The organism is Streptomyces sp. CCM_MD2014 (genome assembly GCF_000772045.1).
Taxonomy (GTDB): Bacteria; Actinomycetota; Actinomycetes; order Streptomycetales; family Streptomycetaceae; genus Streptomyces; species Streptomyces salinarius.
The window spans coordinates 2,739,154-2,755,376 of sequence record NZ_CP009754.1; the positions used below are offsets into that span (position 1 = coordinate 2,739,154).

The 16,223-nt window shown below is 71.8% G+C and carries 15 protein-coding genes; 2 read left to right on the forward strand and 13 right to left on the reverse strand.

Annotated features, from left to right (window positions below; genetic code table 11):
* Positions 1-16: 16 nt before the first annotated feature.
* The 8 genes from NI25_RS11775 to NI25_RS11810 all read right to left on the reverse strand — a co-directional run bounded on the left by NI25_RS11775 (position 17) and on the right by NI25_RS11810 (position 7,714).
* Positions 17-601 (reverse strand): GNAT family N-acetyltransferase, encoded by a 585-nt coding sequence (locus NI25_RS11775; protein ID WP_061442406.1) that lies wholly within the window; start codon positions 599-601, stop codon positions 17-19.
* Positions 579-2,831 carry an MMPL family transporter gene (locus NI25_RS11780; RefSeq protein ID WP_061442407.1) on the reverse strand — a complete coding sequence of 751 codons (2,253 nt, stop codon included), beginning with the start codon at positions 2,829-2,831 and terminating at the stop codon, positions 579-581. Before NI25_RS11780 ends, NI25_RS11775 begins: the two co-directional genes overlap by 23 nt.
* Positions 2,832-3,080: 249 nt before the next feature.
* Entirely contained in the window at positions 3,081-4,595 is a 1,515-nt protein-coding gene (gatB, locus tag NI25_RS11785; RefSeq protein WP_061442408.1) for an Asp-tRNA(Asn)/Glu-tRNA(Gln) amidotransferase subunit GatB, read from the reverse strand.
* A 15-nt stretch (positions 4,596-4,610) separates the two neighbouring features.
* Complete coding sequence (locus tag NI25_RS11790) at positions 4,611-4,850, reverse strand: hypothetical protein (RefSeq protein ID WP_030188427.1); 240 nt, start codon at positions 4,848-4,850, stop codon at positions 4,611-4,613.
* A complete protein-coding gene (gene gatA, locus NI25_RS11795) occupies positions 4,847-6,340 on the reverse strand; it encodes an Asp-tRNA(Asn)/Glu-tRNA(Gln) amidotransferase subunit GatA (RefSeq protein ID WP_031039303.1) in 1,494 nt (497 codons plus the stop codon). The genes NI25_RS11790 and gatA overlap by 4 nt, the downstream gene beginning before the upstream one ends.
* 3 nt (positions 6,341-6,343) lie before the next feature.
* Entirely contained in the window at positions 6,344-6,640 is a 297-nt protein-coding gene (gene gatC, locus NI25_RS11800) for an Asp-tRNA(Asn)/Glu-tRNA(Gln) amidotransferase subunit GatC (protein ID WP_003973500.1), read from the reverse strand.
* A gap of 118 nt (positions 6,641-6,758) precedes the next feature.
* Positions 6,759-7,277, reverse strand: coding sequence for a cupin domain-containing protein (locus tag NI25_RS11805; protein WP_061442409.1), 519 nt, complete (start codon positions 7,275-7,277; stop codon positions 6,759-6,761).
* 65 nt (positions 7,278-7,342) lie between these two features.
* Positions 7,343-7,714, reverse strand: coding sequence for a DUF4267 domain-containing protein (locus tag NI25_RS11810; protein WP_061442410.1), 372 nt, complete (start codon positions 7,712-7,714; stop codon positions 7,343-7,345).
* An 85-nt stretch (positions 7,715-7,799) separates the two neighbouring features.
* Between NI25_RS11810 and NI25_RS11815 the strand changes: the two genes are divergently transcribed.
* Positions 7,800-8,390: a TetR/AcrR family transcriptional regulator gene (locus NI25_RS11815; RefSeq protein ID WP_061442411.1), complete on the forward strand. Its 591-nt coding sequence runs from the start codon at positions 7,800-7,802 to the stop codon at positions 8,388-8,390.
* Positions 8,391-8,649: 259 nt separating this feature from the next.
* On the opposite strand, the gene rmdB is transcribed toward NI25_RS11815, so the two are convergent.
* The 5 genes from rmdB to NI25_RS11840 all read right to left on the reverse strand — a co-directional run bounded on the left by rmdB (position 8,650) and on the right by NI25_RS11840 (position 15,766).
* On the reverse strand, positions 8,650-10,878 hold the full coding sequence (gene rmdB, locus NI25_RS11820) for a cyclic Di-GMP phosphodiesterase RmdB (RefSeq protein ID WP_061442412.1): 2,229 nt from the start codon (positions 10,876-10,878) through the stop codon (positions 8,650-8,652).
* 255 nt (positions 10,879-11,133) lie between these two features.
* A complete protein-coding gene (gene ligA / locus NI25_RS11825) occupies positions 11,134-13,341 on the reverse strand; it encodes an NAD-dependent DNA ligase LigA (protein WP_078884597.1) in 2,208 nt (735 codons plus the stop codon).
* 14 nt (positions 13,342-13,355) lie between these two features.
* Complete coding sequence (locus tag NI25_RS11830) at positions 13,356-14,351, reverse strand: methionine synthase (protein WP_061442413.1); 996 nt, start codon at positions 14,349-14,351, stop codon at positions 13,356-13,358.
* A gap of 158 nt (positions 14,352-14,509) precedes the next feature.
* On the reverse strand, positions 14,510-15,199 hold the full coding sequence (locus NI25_RS11835) for an SDR family oxidoreductase (protein WP_061446882.1): 690 nt from the start codon (positions 15,197-15,199) through the stop codon (positions 14,510-14,512).
* Positions 15,200-15,226: 27 nt separating this feature from the next.
* Positions 15,227-15,766, reverse strand: coding sequence for a TIGR00730 family Rossman fold protein (locus NI25_RS11840; protein WP_061446883.1), 540 nt, complete (start codon positions 15,764-15,766; stop codon positions 15,227-15,229).
* Between the two features lie 95 nt (positions 15,767-15,861).
* Between NI25_RS11840 and NI25_RS11845 the strand changes: the two genes are divergently transcribed.
* A complete protein-coding gene (locus tag NI25_RS11845) occupies positions 15,862-16,194 on the forward strand; it encodes a DUF427 domain-containing protein (RefSeq protein ID WP_061442414.1) in 333 nt (110 codons plus the stop codon).
* The last annotated feature ends 29 nt before the right edge of the window (positions 16,195-16,223 follow it).

The following is a 16,223-nucleotide window of genomic DNA, read 5'->3' on the forward strand; positions in this document are numbered from 1 at the left end:
CTGTCTGAGAGGTCCCTTAATGATCCTTTTGAGCGGCACGCTCGCGTGCCTCGCGGGCGGCCCGCCACTCGGGTGCGAGCACCGCCCACACCTCGATGTCCTGACGGACGCCCCGGTAGGGGGCGCTCTCGCGCAGCACGCCCTCACGCATCATGCCGAGTCGCCGCGCGGCGTTGACACTCGGGGTGTTCGCGGACGAGGCGTGCCACTCCACGCGGTGCATGCCGCGCTCGTCGAAGGCCCAGTCGATCAGGACGCGGGCACCTCGGGTGACCAGGCCGCGGCCCGTTCCGGCGGGCTCCAGCCAGCAGCCGATCTCGCAGACCCCGGTGGCGGCGTCGAAGACGCGGTAGAGCAGACCGCCGACGAGCACGCCGTCCAGCCACAGCCCGTGCAGGAAGCCGCTGTCGGCGGCGTGCCGGTCGGCGTAGGACTGGAGCACCTCGCGGGCGGAGTCGACGTCGGTCGCCTTCGCGCCGAAGGGTATGTGCCGCGTGATGAACTCCCGGCCCCGGTCCAGGTGGGCCAGGAACTCCTCGGCGTGCCAGGTCTCCAGGGGTCGCAGTTCGGCTCCGTCGTCACCCAGTGATATCGCGTACATCGCGCTGCCGTTCCTCCTCCGCCTCCGCGAGGACGTCCGCCACTTCGGCGTCCGTCGCCGCGGCCAGCCTCTCATGGGCGGCCCGGCACTCGGGCGGCTCGATGCTGATGCGCGGCAGGAGGGCGTCCAGGCGGCGCGGCAGCCACCAGTTGGCGCGGCCGAGCAGGTGCATCAGGGCGGGCACCAGGAGGGTGCGCAGCACGAAGGCGTCCAGGGCGACGGCGGCGGCGAGCGCGATGCCGAACATGGCGATCACCCGGTCGCCGCTGAGGACGAAGGCGAGGAAGACCGAGATCATGATGACGGCGGCGGAGTTGATCACGCGGCCGGTCTCCGCGAGCCCGACCCGGACGGCGCGGCGGTTGTCGCCGGTCTCCAGCCACTCCTCGTACATCCGGCTGACGAGGAAGACCTGGTAGTCCATGGAGAGCCCGAAGAGCACCGAGACCATGATCACGGGCAGGAAGGGTTCGACCGGGCCCGCGCTGCCGAGGCCGAGCAGTTCGCTCCCCCAGCCCCACTGGAAGATCGCCACGACCACGCCGAAGGCGGCGGCCACGGCGGCCACGTTCATGGCGGCGGCCTTGAGCGGGATGCCGACGGACCGGAAGGCCAGCAGGAGCAGCAGACACCCGAGGCCGATGACGACGCCGACGAAGAGGGGCAGCTTGCCGACGATGACGTCGGCGAAGTCGTCGTAACCGGCCGTCACTCCGCCCACGTGCACGTCGAGCGCGGTCCCGGCCTCGGCCCGCGGCAGCACCTCGGAGCGCAGCCGCTCGACCAGGTCGCTGGTCTGCTGCGACTGGGGAGCCGACTCGGGTACGACGGTGAGGTACGCGGCGTCGCCGCCGGAGTTGTACATCACCGGCGTCACCGAGGAGACGCCCTCGGTGGTGCGCAGGGTGGCGTCGAGGTTGTCCAGGGCGAGGCGGTCCTCGGCGCCGCGGACCTCGGTGACCAGGGTGAGCGGGCCGTTGACGCCGGGGCCGAAGCCGTCGGCGAGGAGGTCGTAGGCCTGGCGGGTGGTGCTGCCCTTGGGGTCGTTGCCCTGGTCGGAGGTGCCCAGGCGCAGGCCGAGGGTGGGCAGCGCGAGGACGGTGATGACGACGAGGGCGAGGGCGCCGAGCAGCTTGGGCCGGCGCTCGACGAAGGCGGACCAGCGGGCGGCGAACCCGGTCGGCACCTCCGGTTCGGGTCCGTGCTCGGCGAGCCGGCGCCGCTCGCGCCGGCTCAGGGCGCGCGGGCCGATGTACGACAGCAGGGCGGGCAGCAGCGTCACGGAGGCCGCGACGGTGAGGACCACGGTCAGCGAGGCGGCTACCGCGACGCCGTTGAGGAAGCTCAGCCGGAGGATCAGCATGCCGAGCAGGGCGATGCAAACGGTGGCACCCGCGAAGACGACGGCTCGTCCGGTGGTCGCCACGGCCTCGGCGGCGGCGTCCGCCACGGACAGGCCGCGTTTCAGTCCGCGCCGGTGTCTGGTGACGATGAACAGGGCGTAGTCGATGCCCACGCCGAGCCCGATGAGGGTGCCCAGCATGGGCGCGAAGTCGGCGACGGTCATGGCGTGACCGAGCAGGGTGATGCCGGCGTAGGCGGTGCCGACGGAGACCAGTGCGGTGGCGATGGGCAGCAGGGCCCCGGCGACGGTGCCGAAGGCGAGGAACAGGACGACCGCGGCCACCGCCACGCCGACGGCCTCGGCGAGGTGGCTGCCGCCGGACTCGGTGAGCGCTATGGCGCTGCCGCCCAGTTCGACCTGGAGTCCGTCGGTCTCGGCCGCCTCTGCGGTGTCGACCACGGCCCGCGCCTGGTCGGGGTCGATGTCCTGGGAGGCGGCGTCGAAGGTGACGGTGGCGTAGGCGGTGTCGGCGTTCTCGCTGACGAGGGGCGAGTCGGGGTCGTGGTAGGGGTTGGTGACCGCGGCCACCCCGGGCAGGTCCGCGACGCGGTCCAGGGTGCGGGTCATGGTCTGTTCGACGTCGGGGGCCCGGACGGTGCCGGACGAGGTGTGCCAGACGATGGTGTCGCTGTCGCCGCCGAGGTCGGGGAAGCGGGATTCGAGCAGCCGGTAGGCGCGGTCGGAGCCGGTGTCCGGGATGCCGTAGTCGTTGGAGTACGCGGAGCCCGCGACCGTCGCGGCCGTTGCCACACCCCCGAAGGCGAGCAGCCAGAGCAGGACGGCTGCGAGGCGATGCTGTACACACCAGCGTGCGAGGGCTGCCACGAACGTGCTCCCAGGGGTGTCTGATTGTCGATCTTTGACCGGGAACACCCGGAAAGCCGGGAACACCGGGAAGGGACGTCCATGGTGTGAACGGTCCGCAAAGAACGCATGAGCAATGCGGAATCACTCTTGCAGGCAGAAGAGATCCTTTGCGGACTTAGTGTCGTTCTTCACAACAACGGCCCTGGGGGAACTCGCCGTGCTCGGCGCGTTCCCCCAGGGCTCGTCGTGGACCGGGTCGACCGGGTGTCAGCCTTCGGTGACGCCCAGCTTCTCCAGGATCAGCTCCTTGACGCGGGCCGCGTCCGCCTGGCCCCGGGTGGCCTTCATGACCGCGCCGACCAGGGCCCCGGCCGCCGCCACCTTGCCGCCCCGGATCTTGTCCGCGACGCCCGGGTTGCCGGCGATGGCCTCGTCGACGGCGGCGGTCAGCGCGCCCTCGTCGGAGACGACCTTCAGGCCGCGCTTGTCGACGACCTCGTCCGGCGTGCCCTCACCGGCGAGGACGCCCAGGATGACCTGGCGGGCCAGCTTGTCGTTCAGCTCACCCTTCGTCACCAGTTCGGCCACGCGGGCCACCTGCACCGGCGTGATCGCCAGCTCGTCGAGCGCCTTGCCCGACTCGTTGGCGCTGCGGGCCAGCTCGCCCATCCACCACTTGCGGGCGGAGGCCGCGTCGGCACCGGCGTCGATGGTGGCGACGATCGGGTCCAGCGCTCCGGCGTTGAGGATGGACTGCATGTCGTTGCCGGAGATGCCCCACTCCTCGCGGAGCCGGTTGCGGCGCACCAGCGGCAGCTCGGGCAGCGCGGAGCGGATCTCCTCGACCCACTCGCGGGACGGGGCGACCGGCACCAGGTCGGGCTCCGGGAAGTACCGGTAGTCCTCGGCCTCCTCCTTCACACGGCCCGAGGTGGTGGACCCCGTGTCCTCGTGGAAGTGGCGGGTCTCCTGGACGATCGTGCCGCCGGAGGAGAGCACCGCCGCGTGGCGCTGGATCTCGAAGCGGGCCGCGCGCTCGACGGAGCGCAGCGAGTTGACGTTCTTGGTCTCGCTGCGGGTGCCGAACTTCTCGGTGCCGTGGGGGCGCAGCGACAGGTTCACGTCGCAGCGCATCTGGCCCATCTCCATGCGGGCCTCGGAGACGCCGAGGGCACGGATGAGCTCGCGCAGCTCACGGACGTAGGCGCGGGCCACCTCGGGGGCACGCTCGCCCGCTCCCTCGATCGGCTTGGTGACGATCTCGATGAGCGGGATGCCGGCGCGGTTGTAGTCGAGCAGGGAGTGCGAGGCGCCGTGGATGCGGCCCGTGGCGCCACCGACGTGCAGCGACTTGCCGGTGTCCTCCTCCATGTGGGCGCGCTCGATCTGGACGCGGAAGGTCTCCCCGTCCTCCAGCTGCACGTCGAGGTAGCCGTCGAAGGCGATCGGCTCGTCGTACTGGGAGGTCTGGAAGTTCTTCGGCATGTCCGGATAGAAGTAGTTCTTCCGGGCGAAGCGGCACCACTCGGCGATCTCGCAGTTCAGCGCGAGACCGATCCTGATCGCCGACTCGACGCCGGTCGCGTTGACGACCGGGAGCGCGCCGGGCATGCCGAGGCAGACGGGGCAGGTCTGGGTGTTCGGGTCGGCGCCGAGCGCGGTCGAACAGCCGCAGAACATCTTGGTCTTGGTGCCGAGTTCGACATGGACCTCGAGGCCCATGACGGGGTCGTACGACGCGAGTGCGTCCTCGTACGACACCAGGTCGGTCGTGGTGGTCACGGTGTAACTTCCCTCTCAGCCCAGCAGGACGTCGTCGTCGCCGAGGCGCTTCAGCTCGCGGTAGAGGATGGCGAGGTTGGTGACGACGGCGGCGCCGGTCACGACGGCGTCGAGCAGCCGCAGCGTGTCGCTCTCGCCACGCGCCTTCTTGATCTGCTTGTAGACCCCGACGGCGCCGAACGCCGAGGTGGCCATCGAGACGTACAGACCGGACTTGGACTTCTTGAAACCCTTGGCCTTGGACAGTGCGCTCACAGCGACGGTGCCTCCTCGATCAGCGGGTGGCCCCACTTTTCCACGAAGGCGGCCTCGACGGCGGCGCCGACCTTGTAGAGCCGGTCGTCCTTCATGGCGGGGGCGATGATCTGCAGACCGACCGGCAGGTTGTCCTCCGGCGCGAGGCCGCAGGGCAGCGACATGGCCGCGTTGCCCGCCAGGTTGGTGGGGATGGTGCACAGGTCGGCCAGGTACATCGCCATCGGGTCGTCGGCGCGCTCGCCGATCGCGAAGGCGGTGGTCGGGGTCGTCGGGGAGACGATCACGTCGACCTGCTCGAAGGCCCGCTCGAACTCCTGCTTGATGAGGGTGCGGACCTTCTGGGCGCTGCCGTAGTACGCGTCGTAGTAGCCGCTCGACAGGGCGTACGTGCCGAGCATGATGCGGCGCTTGACCTCGGGGCCGAAGCCGGCCTCGCGGGTCAGCGAGGTGACCTCCTCGGCGGAGTGCGTGCCGTCGTCGCCGACGCGGGCGCCGTAGCGCAGGCCGTCGAAGCGGGCGAGGTTGGAGGAGCACTCGGAGGGCGCGATCAGGTAGTACGCGGAGAGCGCCAGGTCGAAGGACGGGCAGTCCAGCTCGACGATCTCGGCGCCCAGCGACTTCAGCAGCTCGACGGACTCGTCGAAGCGCTGCACGACGCCGGCCTGGTAGCCCTCGCCGCGGAACTGCTTGACGACGCCGACGCGCATGCCGTCCACGCTGCCGTTGCGGGCGGCCTCGACGACCGCGGGGACCGGGGCGTCGATGGAGGTGGAGTCCATCGGGTCGTGCCCGGCGATCACCTCGTGCAGCAGGGCCGCGTCCAGGACCGTGCGGGCGCAGGGGCCGCCCTGGTCGAGGGAGGAGGAGAAGGCCACCATGCCGTAGCGGGAGACACCGCCGTAGGTCGGCTTGACGCCGACCGTGCCGGTGACGGCCGCGGGCTGGCGGATGGAGCCGCCGGTGTCGGTGCCGATGGCGAGCGGGGCCTGGAAGGCCGCGAGCGCCGCGGAGGAACCGCCGCCGGAGCCGCCGGGGATCTTGGTGAGGTCCCACGGGTTGCCGGTCGGGCCGTAGGCACTGTTCTCGGTGGAGGACCCCATGGCGAACTCGTCCATGTTGGTCTTGCCGAGGATGACGACGTCGGCGTCCTTGAGGCGCTTGGTGACGGTCGCGTCGTACGGCGGGATCCAGCCCTCGAGGATCTTCGAGCCGACGGTGGTGGGGATGCCCTCGGTGGTGAAGATGTCCTTGAGCGCGAGGGGGACGCCGGCCAGCGGACCGAGCTTCTCGCCGCGCTCGCGCTTCTCGTCGACGGCGCGGGCCTGGGCCAGCGCGCCCTCGCGGTCGACGTGCAGGAAGGCGTGCACCTTCTCGTCGACGGCCTCGATGCGGGCCAGGTGGGCCTCGGTGACCTGGACGGCGGTCAGCTCGCCGGAGGCGATCTTCGCGGCGATCTCGGCCGCGGTGAGCTTGATGATGTCGCTCATGGCTTACTCCTCCCCCAGGATCTGCGGCACCTTGAAACGCTGCTGCTCCTGGGCCGGGGCGCCGGAGAGCGCCTGCTCGGGCGTGAGCGACGGACGGACCTCGTCCGGCCGCATGACGTTCGTCAGCGGGAGCGGGTGCGAGGTCGGCGGTACGTCTTGGTCGGCGACCTCGCTGACGCGGGCGACCGCGCCGATGATGTCGTCCAGCTGTCCCGCGAAGTGCTCGAGCTCTTCGGGCTTCAGCTCCAGACGCGCCAGCCGGGCGAGGTGGGCGACCTCCTCGCGCGTGATGCCAGGCATGCAGCGTTCCTCTGGGTGAGTGTGTGGTCGGGGCGAATCGGCCGGGGCAAGTCGCTTGTCCGGGTCGGTGTGGCCCAATGGGTTTGGCCCAATCCTATGGGGCCGGGCCCCCGGGCCGTTAAACGGTTTCCCCCGGAGCGCCCGCGCGGCGTCGTGCGTCCCAGGCGGGGCTGCTCAGGAAGTGGTTGTCGTACAGCTCCTGGACCTCCAGCAGACTCTCCCGGGTGGCCTCGCCGAGGGCGATGCGCCGGAGGTGGCGGAAGTACTCGAAGCGCTCCACACCCGGCGTCAGGACGATGAGCAGATCGGCGTCGGCTCCGGGCACGGCGGCGAAGGCGTGGGGCTTGCCGGGCGGGACCACCACGAGGTCGCCGGGGCCGGCGGTGAGGACCTCGTCGCCGGAGAGGATGTCGGCGGCGCCGTCGAGGAGGAAGAACATCTCGGCGGAGTTGTCGTGCCAGTGCGGCGCGGCTCCGTCGGCGCCCGCGGCGAGGGTCACGCGCTGGGTGGACAGGGCACCGCCGGTGGCGCTGCTGTCGGCCAGCAGGCGCACGGTGGCGGGCGCACGGCCGACGACTTCGGCCTCGGCCTCGCGGACGACCACGGACTCGTCGAACTTCGGAACGAACAGCGACATTCTGGAACCCCCTCGGACGGAACTGCGGATGGACCTACCGGGTGCACCGGGTGCAGCGGGTGCGCTCAGACCGCGAAGAGCAGTCCGGCACTGATCAGGACAACGACCGCGGTGGCGAAGTGGATCCCGAAGGCCACCGCCTTCGTACCCCCGTGGCGCAGCACTATGAGCGTGTCGGCGAGTGGGATCAGGGCGACGCAGAGCATGAACCACGCCTCGGGCCGGGCGCCGGCGAAGGCGAGCAGCGCCAGCCCCACCACGCCGAGCACACCGTCCCTGACGCCCTTGATCCTCAGGTAGGCGGAGGCGTCGCCGCCCGGGTCGGCCGGGACGCCGTAGCCGGTGGCGGCCGGGCCGGGCTGGAACAGGAAGCGGTACCCCAGGAACAGGCAGAACAGGTTGAGCACGACGGCCAGGGTGTACGCGGTGACGGTCACGGCTTCTCCTTGCTAGCAACGCTAGGGACGAGAACGACGCTAGCAGAGCGACGACAGCATGGCTAGCGCTGCTAGAATCACGGTCATGTCGATTCAGACGCGCCGGGAGCGCGAACGAGCGGAGCGCGAGCGGCTGATCGTGACGGCCGCGCGGGACCTGGCCGAGGCGGAGGGCTGGGACGCGGTCACCACCCGCCGGCTGGCCGCCGAGATCGAGTACAGCCAGCCCGTCCTGTACAGCCACTTCAAGGGGAAGGGCGCGATCATGGCGGCGGTCGCGGTGCGGGGCTGCGAGGAGCTGACGGCCGATCTGCGGGCCTCGACCGCCTCGGCCGAGGGCGCGTACGGGCGGATCGCGGCGGTCGGCCGGGCGTACACGGACTTCGGACGGCGGCGGCCCGCGCTCTACGACGCGATGTTCACGCACCTGGTCGACCTGCCGTTCGCCACGCCCGAGGCCCCGGCCCCCCTTCAGGAGGCCTTCGGCGAGCTGCTGCGGTCCGTCGAGCCGTTCGCCCGCGAGGGCGAGGACCGGGCGCTGCTCACGGAGACGTTCTGGGCGGGCCTGCACGGCCTGGTGACCCTGATGCGCAGCGGCCGCCTCCCCGAACAGGCCCACGACCGCCGCCTCGCCCTGCTGGTCGAGCGGTTCGCGCCGCAGGACCCGATGGCCTGAACGGAGCACCGGGGTGCGGGCGGAGCGGGCCTGAGCCGGACGGCCGGGCAGGCGAGCCGGCCCCGGGCGAGCGCCCACCGGGCGGCGCGGCCGCACGGTGGGCGGGGGAGGGTGAAGGAGTGGCGCGCAGGGCAGGACGAGGCGGTCCGGGCGACGCGCGAGCGACGGGGTGCCCGGACCTGGCGAGCCGCGCGGCGGGACCGCGGGCGGGAGGGCAGGGCGCCTCGGCCGACGGCGCTCGGGCGCTCAGGCGCTCAGGTCACTCGTCGCTCGCTGCCGCGGGCAGGGCGGCGGCGGCCCGGACCCAGCCTCGGGATCCGCGGGCGAGCAGCCAGGCGGTGGTCTCCTCCGGGGGCATCGCGGCCGCGACCAGCCATCCCTGTACGGCGTCGCAGCGCAGGTCCCGCAGCCGCTCCCACGTCTCGTCGTCCTCCACACCCTCGGCGACGACGAGCAGACCGAGGGAGTGGGCGAGGTCGACGGTGCAGCGCACGATCTCGGCGTCCTCGTTGTCGATGGCGAGCCGGGCCACGAACGAGCGGTCGATCTTCAGCTCGCTGACGGGGAGCCTGCGCAGGTGGACGAGGGAGGAGTAGCCGGTGCCGAAGTCGTCGAGGGACATCTTGACGCCGTGCCCGGTCAGCGCGTTGAGGGTGTCGGCCGCGCGCTGCGGGTCCTCCAGCAGGACGTGTTCCGTGATCTCGAGTTGGAGCGCTCCCGCGGGGACGCCGTGCCGGGCGAGCCGCGCGGCCACCGAGCCCGCGAAGCCGGGGGTGTGCACGTCACGCGGGGAGACGTTGACCGCGACCGGCACGAAGAGGCCCTGGGAGCGCCAGCGGGCGACCTGCCCGAGCGCCGTCTCCAGTACGTACTCGGTGAGATGGGGCATCAGCCCGGAGGACTCGGCGATGGCTATGAACTCGTCCGGCGGCACCTTGCCGCGCTCGGGGTGCACCCAGCGCACCAGGGCCTCCAGGCCCGCCACCTGTCCGTCGAAGCGGACCTTGGGCTGGTAGTGCAGCTCGACCTCGTGGGCGTCCAGGGCCCGGCGCAGGTCGCCGAGGAGGCCGAGCCGGTCCGGCGTGTTGGAGTCCCGCTTGGACTCGTAGACCTCTACGCCGGTGCGGTCCCGCTTCGCCTGGTACATCGCCACGTCCGCGCGGCGCAGCAGCCCTTCGGCGTCCAGCGCGTGGTCCGGGAAGACGGCGACGCCGGCGCTGGCCTCCAGGACCAGGGTGAGTCCGTCCAGGTCCATCGGGGAACTGAGCGCGGACACGAGACTCCGGGCGACCCGGGTCGCCGACGTGGTGGAGTCGGCGACCGGCAGTAAGACGGCGAACTCGTCACCGCCGAGCCGCGCGGCCTCCGCCCCGCGCGGCAGGGCCTGCCGCAGCCGGTCGGCCGTCTGCAGCAGCAGCCGGTCGCCTGCGAGGTGTCCGAGCGTGTCGTTGACCGACCGGAAACGGTCGAGGTCGATCAGCATCAGGGCGGCCCGGGCGCCGATGCGTTCGGCGTCGTCCAGCGCGCTCCAGGTGCGCTCCAGGAGCCACTGCCGGTTGGGCAGGCCGGTGAGCGGGTCGCGCAGCTGCTCCTCGGCGCGGGCGCGGGCGATCCACAGCGTGGAGTCGAGGGCGATGAGCGGGATGGCGAACAGCGGCAGCAGCAGCGGCTTGGCGACGGCGACGACGCAGACCAGCGGGGCGATGCCGAGCAGGGCGACGGCGACCAGGCCCTGTCGGACCAGGGCGGTGCGGGCGGCGGTGGGCAGGCCGGGGCGCGGGGTCTGCAGGTACCACAACAGGGCGCGGGTGACGGCGAGGTAGGCGACGGCGACGAGCACCACCTTGGGCGCCGCGTACACCCCCCAGGTGCCGGGGTCCCAGGGGTGCTCGACGGACGGTACGGAGCCGCAGACACCGAGGAGCAGCGCACCCGCCGCGATGCCGAGGATGTCCACCGCGCCGTGCAGGACGCCCTGCCGCCAGCGGCCCCGGCGGGCTATGCCGACCAGGACGACGACGGTGAGGCTGACCATGCCGGCCGCAACCCAGCCGTACAGCAGCAGGACGGCGAGGGTGAGGGCGGCGCCCGAGCCGGTGCCGCCCCACCAGCGGGAGCGGCCGAGCATGACCAGGTGGCCGACGACGATGCCGGACAGCACGGCCAGCGACCAGCCGACGGTGCCGGACGGGAAGAGGGCGTGGCCGTCGCTGAACGCCCGGTAGAAGCCGGCGCCCAGGACGAAGGCGGCGGTCGCGACGATCGCCGCGGGCAACGCGGGCCAGGACAGGTGCCGTTCGGCGTCCGCGTCGGCCGGGCCGTTGAGGTGTCCGGTGGTGTGGCCGGTGGCCTGCGGCATGCGGGTGCCCGTCGTGGGAGGCGGGGCGCCGCCATCGCGTTGCCCGTGCCACCGGCTCACGTGCCACGCGCCCACCATGCGACGCAGGCGCAGCCGTGAGCCCGCGGCGGCGCTCTCGGTCGGTTCCATTCCCGTCCCTCTCACAGCCGGCGGTGCCCACGCCACGCGGCCCCCGCCTCGACCACCTTCAACGGCTCCGCCTGGGAGACCCCTTCCCCTGTCACTCGGGGCAGGGGGTGCCCCGACCGCAGCTGGTACGGCGGGCGCACACCTCAACAGTAGGCCGCGGAAGGCTTCCAGGGGCACTGGTCGTCGACGGTTGCCCGAATGCCACCCGGCCACCCGTATGCATCTGATATGCGCCGATCGGGTGGCCTTCAACCGCTATTCCTCAGCCGAAAGCGCCACACCCGCCGCCGCTTCGGCTCCTTGTTCGAGCAGCACGGCGAAACCGTCCTCGTTCAGAACCGGCACCTTCAGTTGCATCGCCTTGTCGTACTTCGAACCCGGGTTGTCACCGACCACGACGAACGACGTCTTCTTGGACACCGATCCGGTCACTTTCGCGCCCCTGCTCTGGAGGGCGTCCTTGGCTCCGTCCCGGGTGAACTTCTCCAGGGTGCCGGTGACGACGACGGTGAGCCCTTCGAGCGGGCGCGGCCCCTCGTCCTCCCCCGTCGACCGGTCCTCCAACGGCACCCCGGCCGCCTTCCACTTGCGGACGATCTCGCGGTGCCAGTCCACCGCGAACCACTCCTTGACCGCGGTGGCGATGGTGCCGCCGACCCCGTCCGTGCTCGCCAGCTCCTCCTCGGTGGCCTGCTCGATGCGGTCGATGGAGCGGAACTCGCGGGCGAGGGCCTGGGCGGCGACCGGTCCGACGTAGCGGATGGAGAGGCCGTTGATGAAGCGGGCCAGCGGGCGGGTCTTGGCCTCCTCGATGTGCCTGAGCAGCGCGAGGGTGTTCTTCTTCGGCTCGCCCTCCTTGTTGGCGAAGACCGTGGCGATCTTCTCCTCGCCGGTCTTGGGGTCGCGCTTGGGCAGCCCGCTGTCGGGGTCGAGGACGTACGCCTTGATGGGCAGCAGCTTCTCGACGGTGAGGTCGAAGAGGTCGCCCTCGTCCACCAGGGGCGGCTCGGACGGCTCCAGCGGGCCGGTGAGCGCGGCCGCCACGACGCCGCCGAAGTGCTCGATGTCCAGGCACTCCCGGCCCGCGAGGTAGGCGACGCGCTCGCGCAACTGGGCCGGGCAGGCGCGGGCGTTGGGACAGCGGAGGTCGATGTCGCCCTCCTTCATGGCCTTCAGCGGCGTCCCGCACTCGGGGCACTTCGCCGGCATCACGAACTCCCGCTCGCTGCCGTCCCTGAGGTCGGCGACCGGCCCCAGGATCTCCGGGATCACGTCACCGGCCTTGCGCAGCACCACGGTGTCGCCGATGAGCACGCCCTTGGCCTTGACGACCTCCTGGTTGTGCAGGGTGGCGAACTCCACCTCGCTGCCGGCCACCGTGACCGGCTCGACCTGCGCGTACGGCGTGACGCGGCCGGTGCGGCCGACGCCCACCTTGATGTCGACCAGCTTGGTGTTGACCTCCTCCGGCGCGTACTTGTAGGCGATGGCCCAGCGGGGCGCACGGGCGGTGGAGCCGAGCCGGCCCTGGAGGCGGATCTCGTCGAGCTTGACGACGACTCCGTCGATCTCGTGCGCGACGGAGTGGCGGTTCTCGCCGTAGTACGCGATGAACTCCCGTACGCCGTCCAGGCCGTCGACCACCCTGTTGTGCGGGGAGGTGGGCAGGCCCCAGGTCTTGAGCAGGTCGTACGCCTGGGAGAGGCGGGTCATGCCCGAGTACCCCTCCAGGATGCCGATGCCGTGGACCACCATGTGCAGTGGCCGGGAGGCGGTGACGCGCGGGTCCTTCTGGCGCAGGGAACCGGCCGCGGCGTTGCGCGCGTTGGCGAAGGGCTTGTCCCCCGCCTCGTTCAGCCGGGCGTTGAGCTCCTGGAACTTCTCCATCGGGAAGTAGACCTCGCCGCGGATCTCCACGAGGTCGGGGACCTTGTCGCCCGCCAGCCGATCGGGGATCTCGGCGATGGTGCGGACGTTGGGCGTGATGTCCTCGCCGGTGCGGCCGTCGCCGCGGGTGGCGGCGCGGACGAGACGGCCGCGCTCGTAGGTGAGGTTGACGGCGAGTCCGTCGACCTTCAGCTCGCACAGGAAGTGGTACTCCTGCTCGCCCAGCTCCCGGGCGATGCGGTCGAACCAGGCGGCCAGTTCGTCGTCGTTGAAGGTGTTGTCCAGGGAGAGCATCCGCGTGGGGTGCTGCACCGCCGTGAACTCGGTCGCGTAGGAACCGGCGACCTTCTGGGTCGGGGACTCGGGGGTGCGCAGCTCGGGGTGCCGCTCCTCCAGCTCCTCCAGGGTGCGCAGCAGCCGGTCGAACTCCGCGTCACTGACGACGGGGGCGTCGTTCACGTAGTACCGGAAGCGGTGCTCCTCGATCTGCTCGGCGAGCCGCATGTGCCGCTCCCGCGCCTCGGCGGGCACGCTGGTCGTCTCCGCCTGCTTGTCGCCCTGCTTGTCGCCGGCCACCGTATGTCCTCCCGTTACTCTGGGTTGTCCGCGAGGGATTGTGCCGCCCGGACGCAGTGGGCGAGCGCGCGCCGGGCGTACTCCGGGGACGCGCCCGCGAGTCCGCACGCGGGGGTGACGGTGACCGCCTCCGCGAGCAGCTCCGGACGCAGCCCCAGCCTGCGCCACAGCGTCCTGACACCCATGACGCTACCGGCAGGGTCCGACAATGCGGTGTCCGTGCCCGGCACGACACCGGCGAACAGCCGGGTGCCGCCCTCGACGGCCTCGCCGATCGCGTCGTCGTCACGCTCGGTGAGGAGCGAGAAGTCGAAGGAGACGCCGGCGACGCCCGCCCGGCGCAGCAGGGCGAAGGGCACGTCCGGTGCGCAGGAGTGGACGACGACCGGGCCGCCGTCGTGCACCCCGGCGACCTCGCGGAGAGCCGCCTCCACCACCTGGCGGTCGACGGCGCGGTGGGTGCGGTAGCCGCTGGCGGTGCGGATCTGTCCCCGCAGGACGGCGGTGAGGGACGGCTCGTCGAGCTGGAGCACCGGGCGGGCGCCGGGGACGCGGCGGCGGATCTCGGCCAGGTGCAGGCGCAGGCCCTCGGCGAGCGAGGCGGCGAGGTCGCGGCAGGCGCCGGGGTCGGAGAGGACCGCCTCGCCGCCCCGCAGCTCCAGGGCGGCGGCGAGGGTCCACGGGCCGACCGCCTGGACCTTGAGCGGGCCCTCGTAGCCCTGGGTGAACTCCTCCAGGGCGTCGAGGTCCTCGCCCAGCCAGGCGCGGGCGCGCTTCGTGTCCCGGCCCGGGCGGTCGCCGAGCCGCCAGCCGCTGGGCTCCACGCGCGCGTACAGCTCGACGAGCATCCCGGCGGTACGGCCGATCATGTCGGCGCCGGGGCCGCGGGCGGGCAGCTCGGCCAGGAAGGGGAAGTCCTCGAAACTGCCGGTGGCTGTCTTGGCGGCCTCGCGGGCGTCGTGGCCCGGGAGGCTGCCGATGCCGGTGGCGGGGGCGAAGGTGTCGTTCACGGGGCAAGCGTACGCAGGGGTGCGGGGCTTGTTTTCGCCCCCGCCGCCCCTTCCCTGTCCCGTCCCCGGGGGCTGCCGCCCCCGGACTCCCGGCCTGGACGGCCTCGTCCTCAGACGCCGGACGGGCTGGACATTCCACCGGCGTCTCGAGGAAGCCCCTACCGTCCCGGGCGCACCGTCAGGTCGTTGACCTCCGCGTCCCTCGGGAGGTCGAGGGCCATCAGGATCGTGGTGGCGACGGACTCGGGGTCGATCCACTTCGCGGGGTCGTACTCCTTGCCCTCCTGCTGGTGGACCTTGGCCTGCATGGGGCTGGCGGTGCGGCCGGGGTAGACCGAGGTGACGCGGACGCCGTTGCCGTGCTCCTCCTGGCGCAGGGCGTCGGCCAGGGCCTTCAGGCCGTGCTTGGAGGCGCCGTACGCGGCCCAGCCGGCGTGGGCGTTGAGGCCCGAGCCGGAGTTGACGAAGAGCACGTGGCCCTGGGCGACCCGGAGCTGGGGCAGGAGCAGGCGGGTCAGCTCGGCGGGGGCGACCAGGTTGACGTTGAGCTGGTTGATCCAGGTTTTCGGGGTGAGGTCGCCGACCGCGCCAAGGTCGACGACCCCGGCGATGTGCAGCAGCGAGTCCACCCGGTCGGGCAGCGACTGGTGCGAGAGCGCCCAGGACAGCTTGGCCGGATCGGCGAGGTCGCCGACCAGGGTCTTCGCGCCGGGGAGCGCGGCGGCCAGCTCCTTCGCGCGGCCCGCGTCGCGCGCGTGGAGCACGATCTCGTCGCCGCGTTCGTGCAGGCGGCGGGCGACGGCCGCGCCGATGCCGGAGCCCGCTCCGGTGATCACATGTGTAGCCATGCCCGCCATGCTCGCACCACCGGCGTCCTACTCGATGCCCTGGCTCTCCTCCAGGTAGGCGAGCGCGCCGACCGGCTCCTCGGCGAAGAAGACCAGCTCGGTGAGGGGGCGGGGCAGGAAACCCTCGTCCTCCATGCGGCGGAACTGCTCCCTGAGTCCGTCGTAGAAGCCCGCGGTGTTGAGCAGGACGACCGGCTTGTCGGTGTGCCCGTGCTTCTTCAGCTCCAGGATCTCGGTGGCCTCGTCGAGGGTGCCGGTGCCGCCCACCATGATGACCACGGCGTCGGCCTTCTCCAGCAGCAGCCGCTTGCGCTCGGCCAGGTCCTTGGCGATCACCATCTCGTCGGCGCCCTCGCGCGCCCTGGCCGCCAGGAAGTCCACCGAGACGCCGAGCAGCCGTCCGCCGGCCTCCTGCACGCCGTCGGCGACGACCTTCATCAGGCCGACGTCGGAGCCGCCCCAGACGAGGGTGTGCCCGCCCTTGCCGAGCAGTTCGGCGAACTCCTTGGCGGGGCCCGTGTAGCGCTCGTCGAGGTCGGCGGCGGAGAGGAAGACGCAGATGTTCATGGCGTCCACCGTACGGCCCGGTCCGGAGGGGAAGAACCCGGCCTACGGGGACGCTGTAGTACGTGACGCAGACCACTGCCACCAGGAGGACGACCGTGACCAAGGGACTCAAGGGACACGTCATCACCGTCGAGCCGAGCGACCGGCACGTGCGCGTGGTGCACGACGGGCAGGTGCTGGCGGAGAGCGACGGGGCGCTGGTGCTGCACGAGACGGGCTGTCCCGACCGGTACTACATCCCGCCCCAGGACGTGCACCTCGACCTCCTGACCCCGTCCGACACGCACACCCACTGCCCCTTCAAGGGCGACGCCTCCTACTGGTCGCTGCCGGACGCGGCGGACCTGGTCTGGGCGTACCCGGACCCGAAGCCGGAGGTGGCGGAGATCAAGGACCACCTCTGTTTCTACGACGTCGAGGTGTCCTGAGCGATGAATCCGGTGCCGTAGGGCAGTCT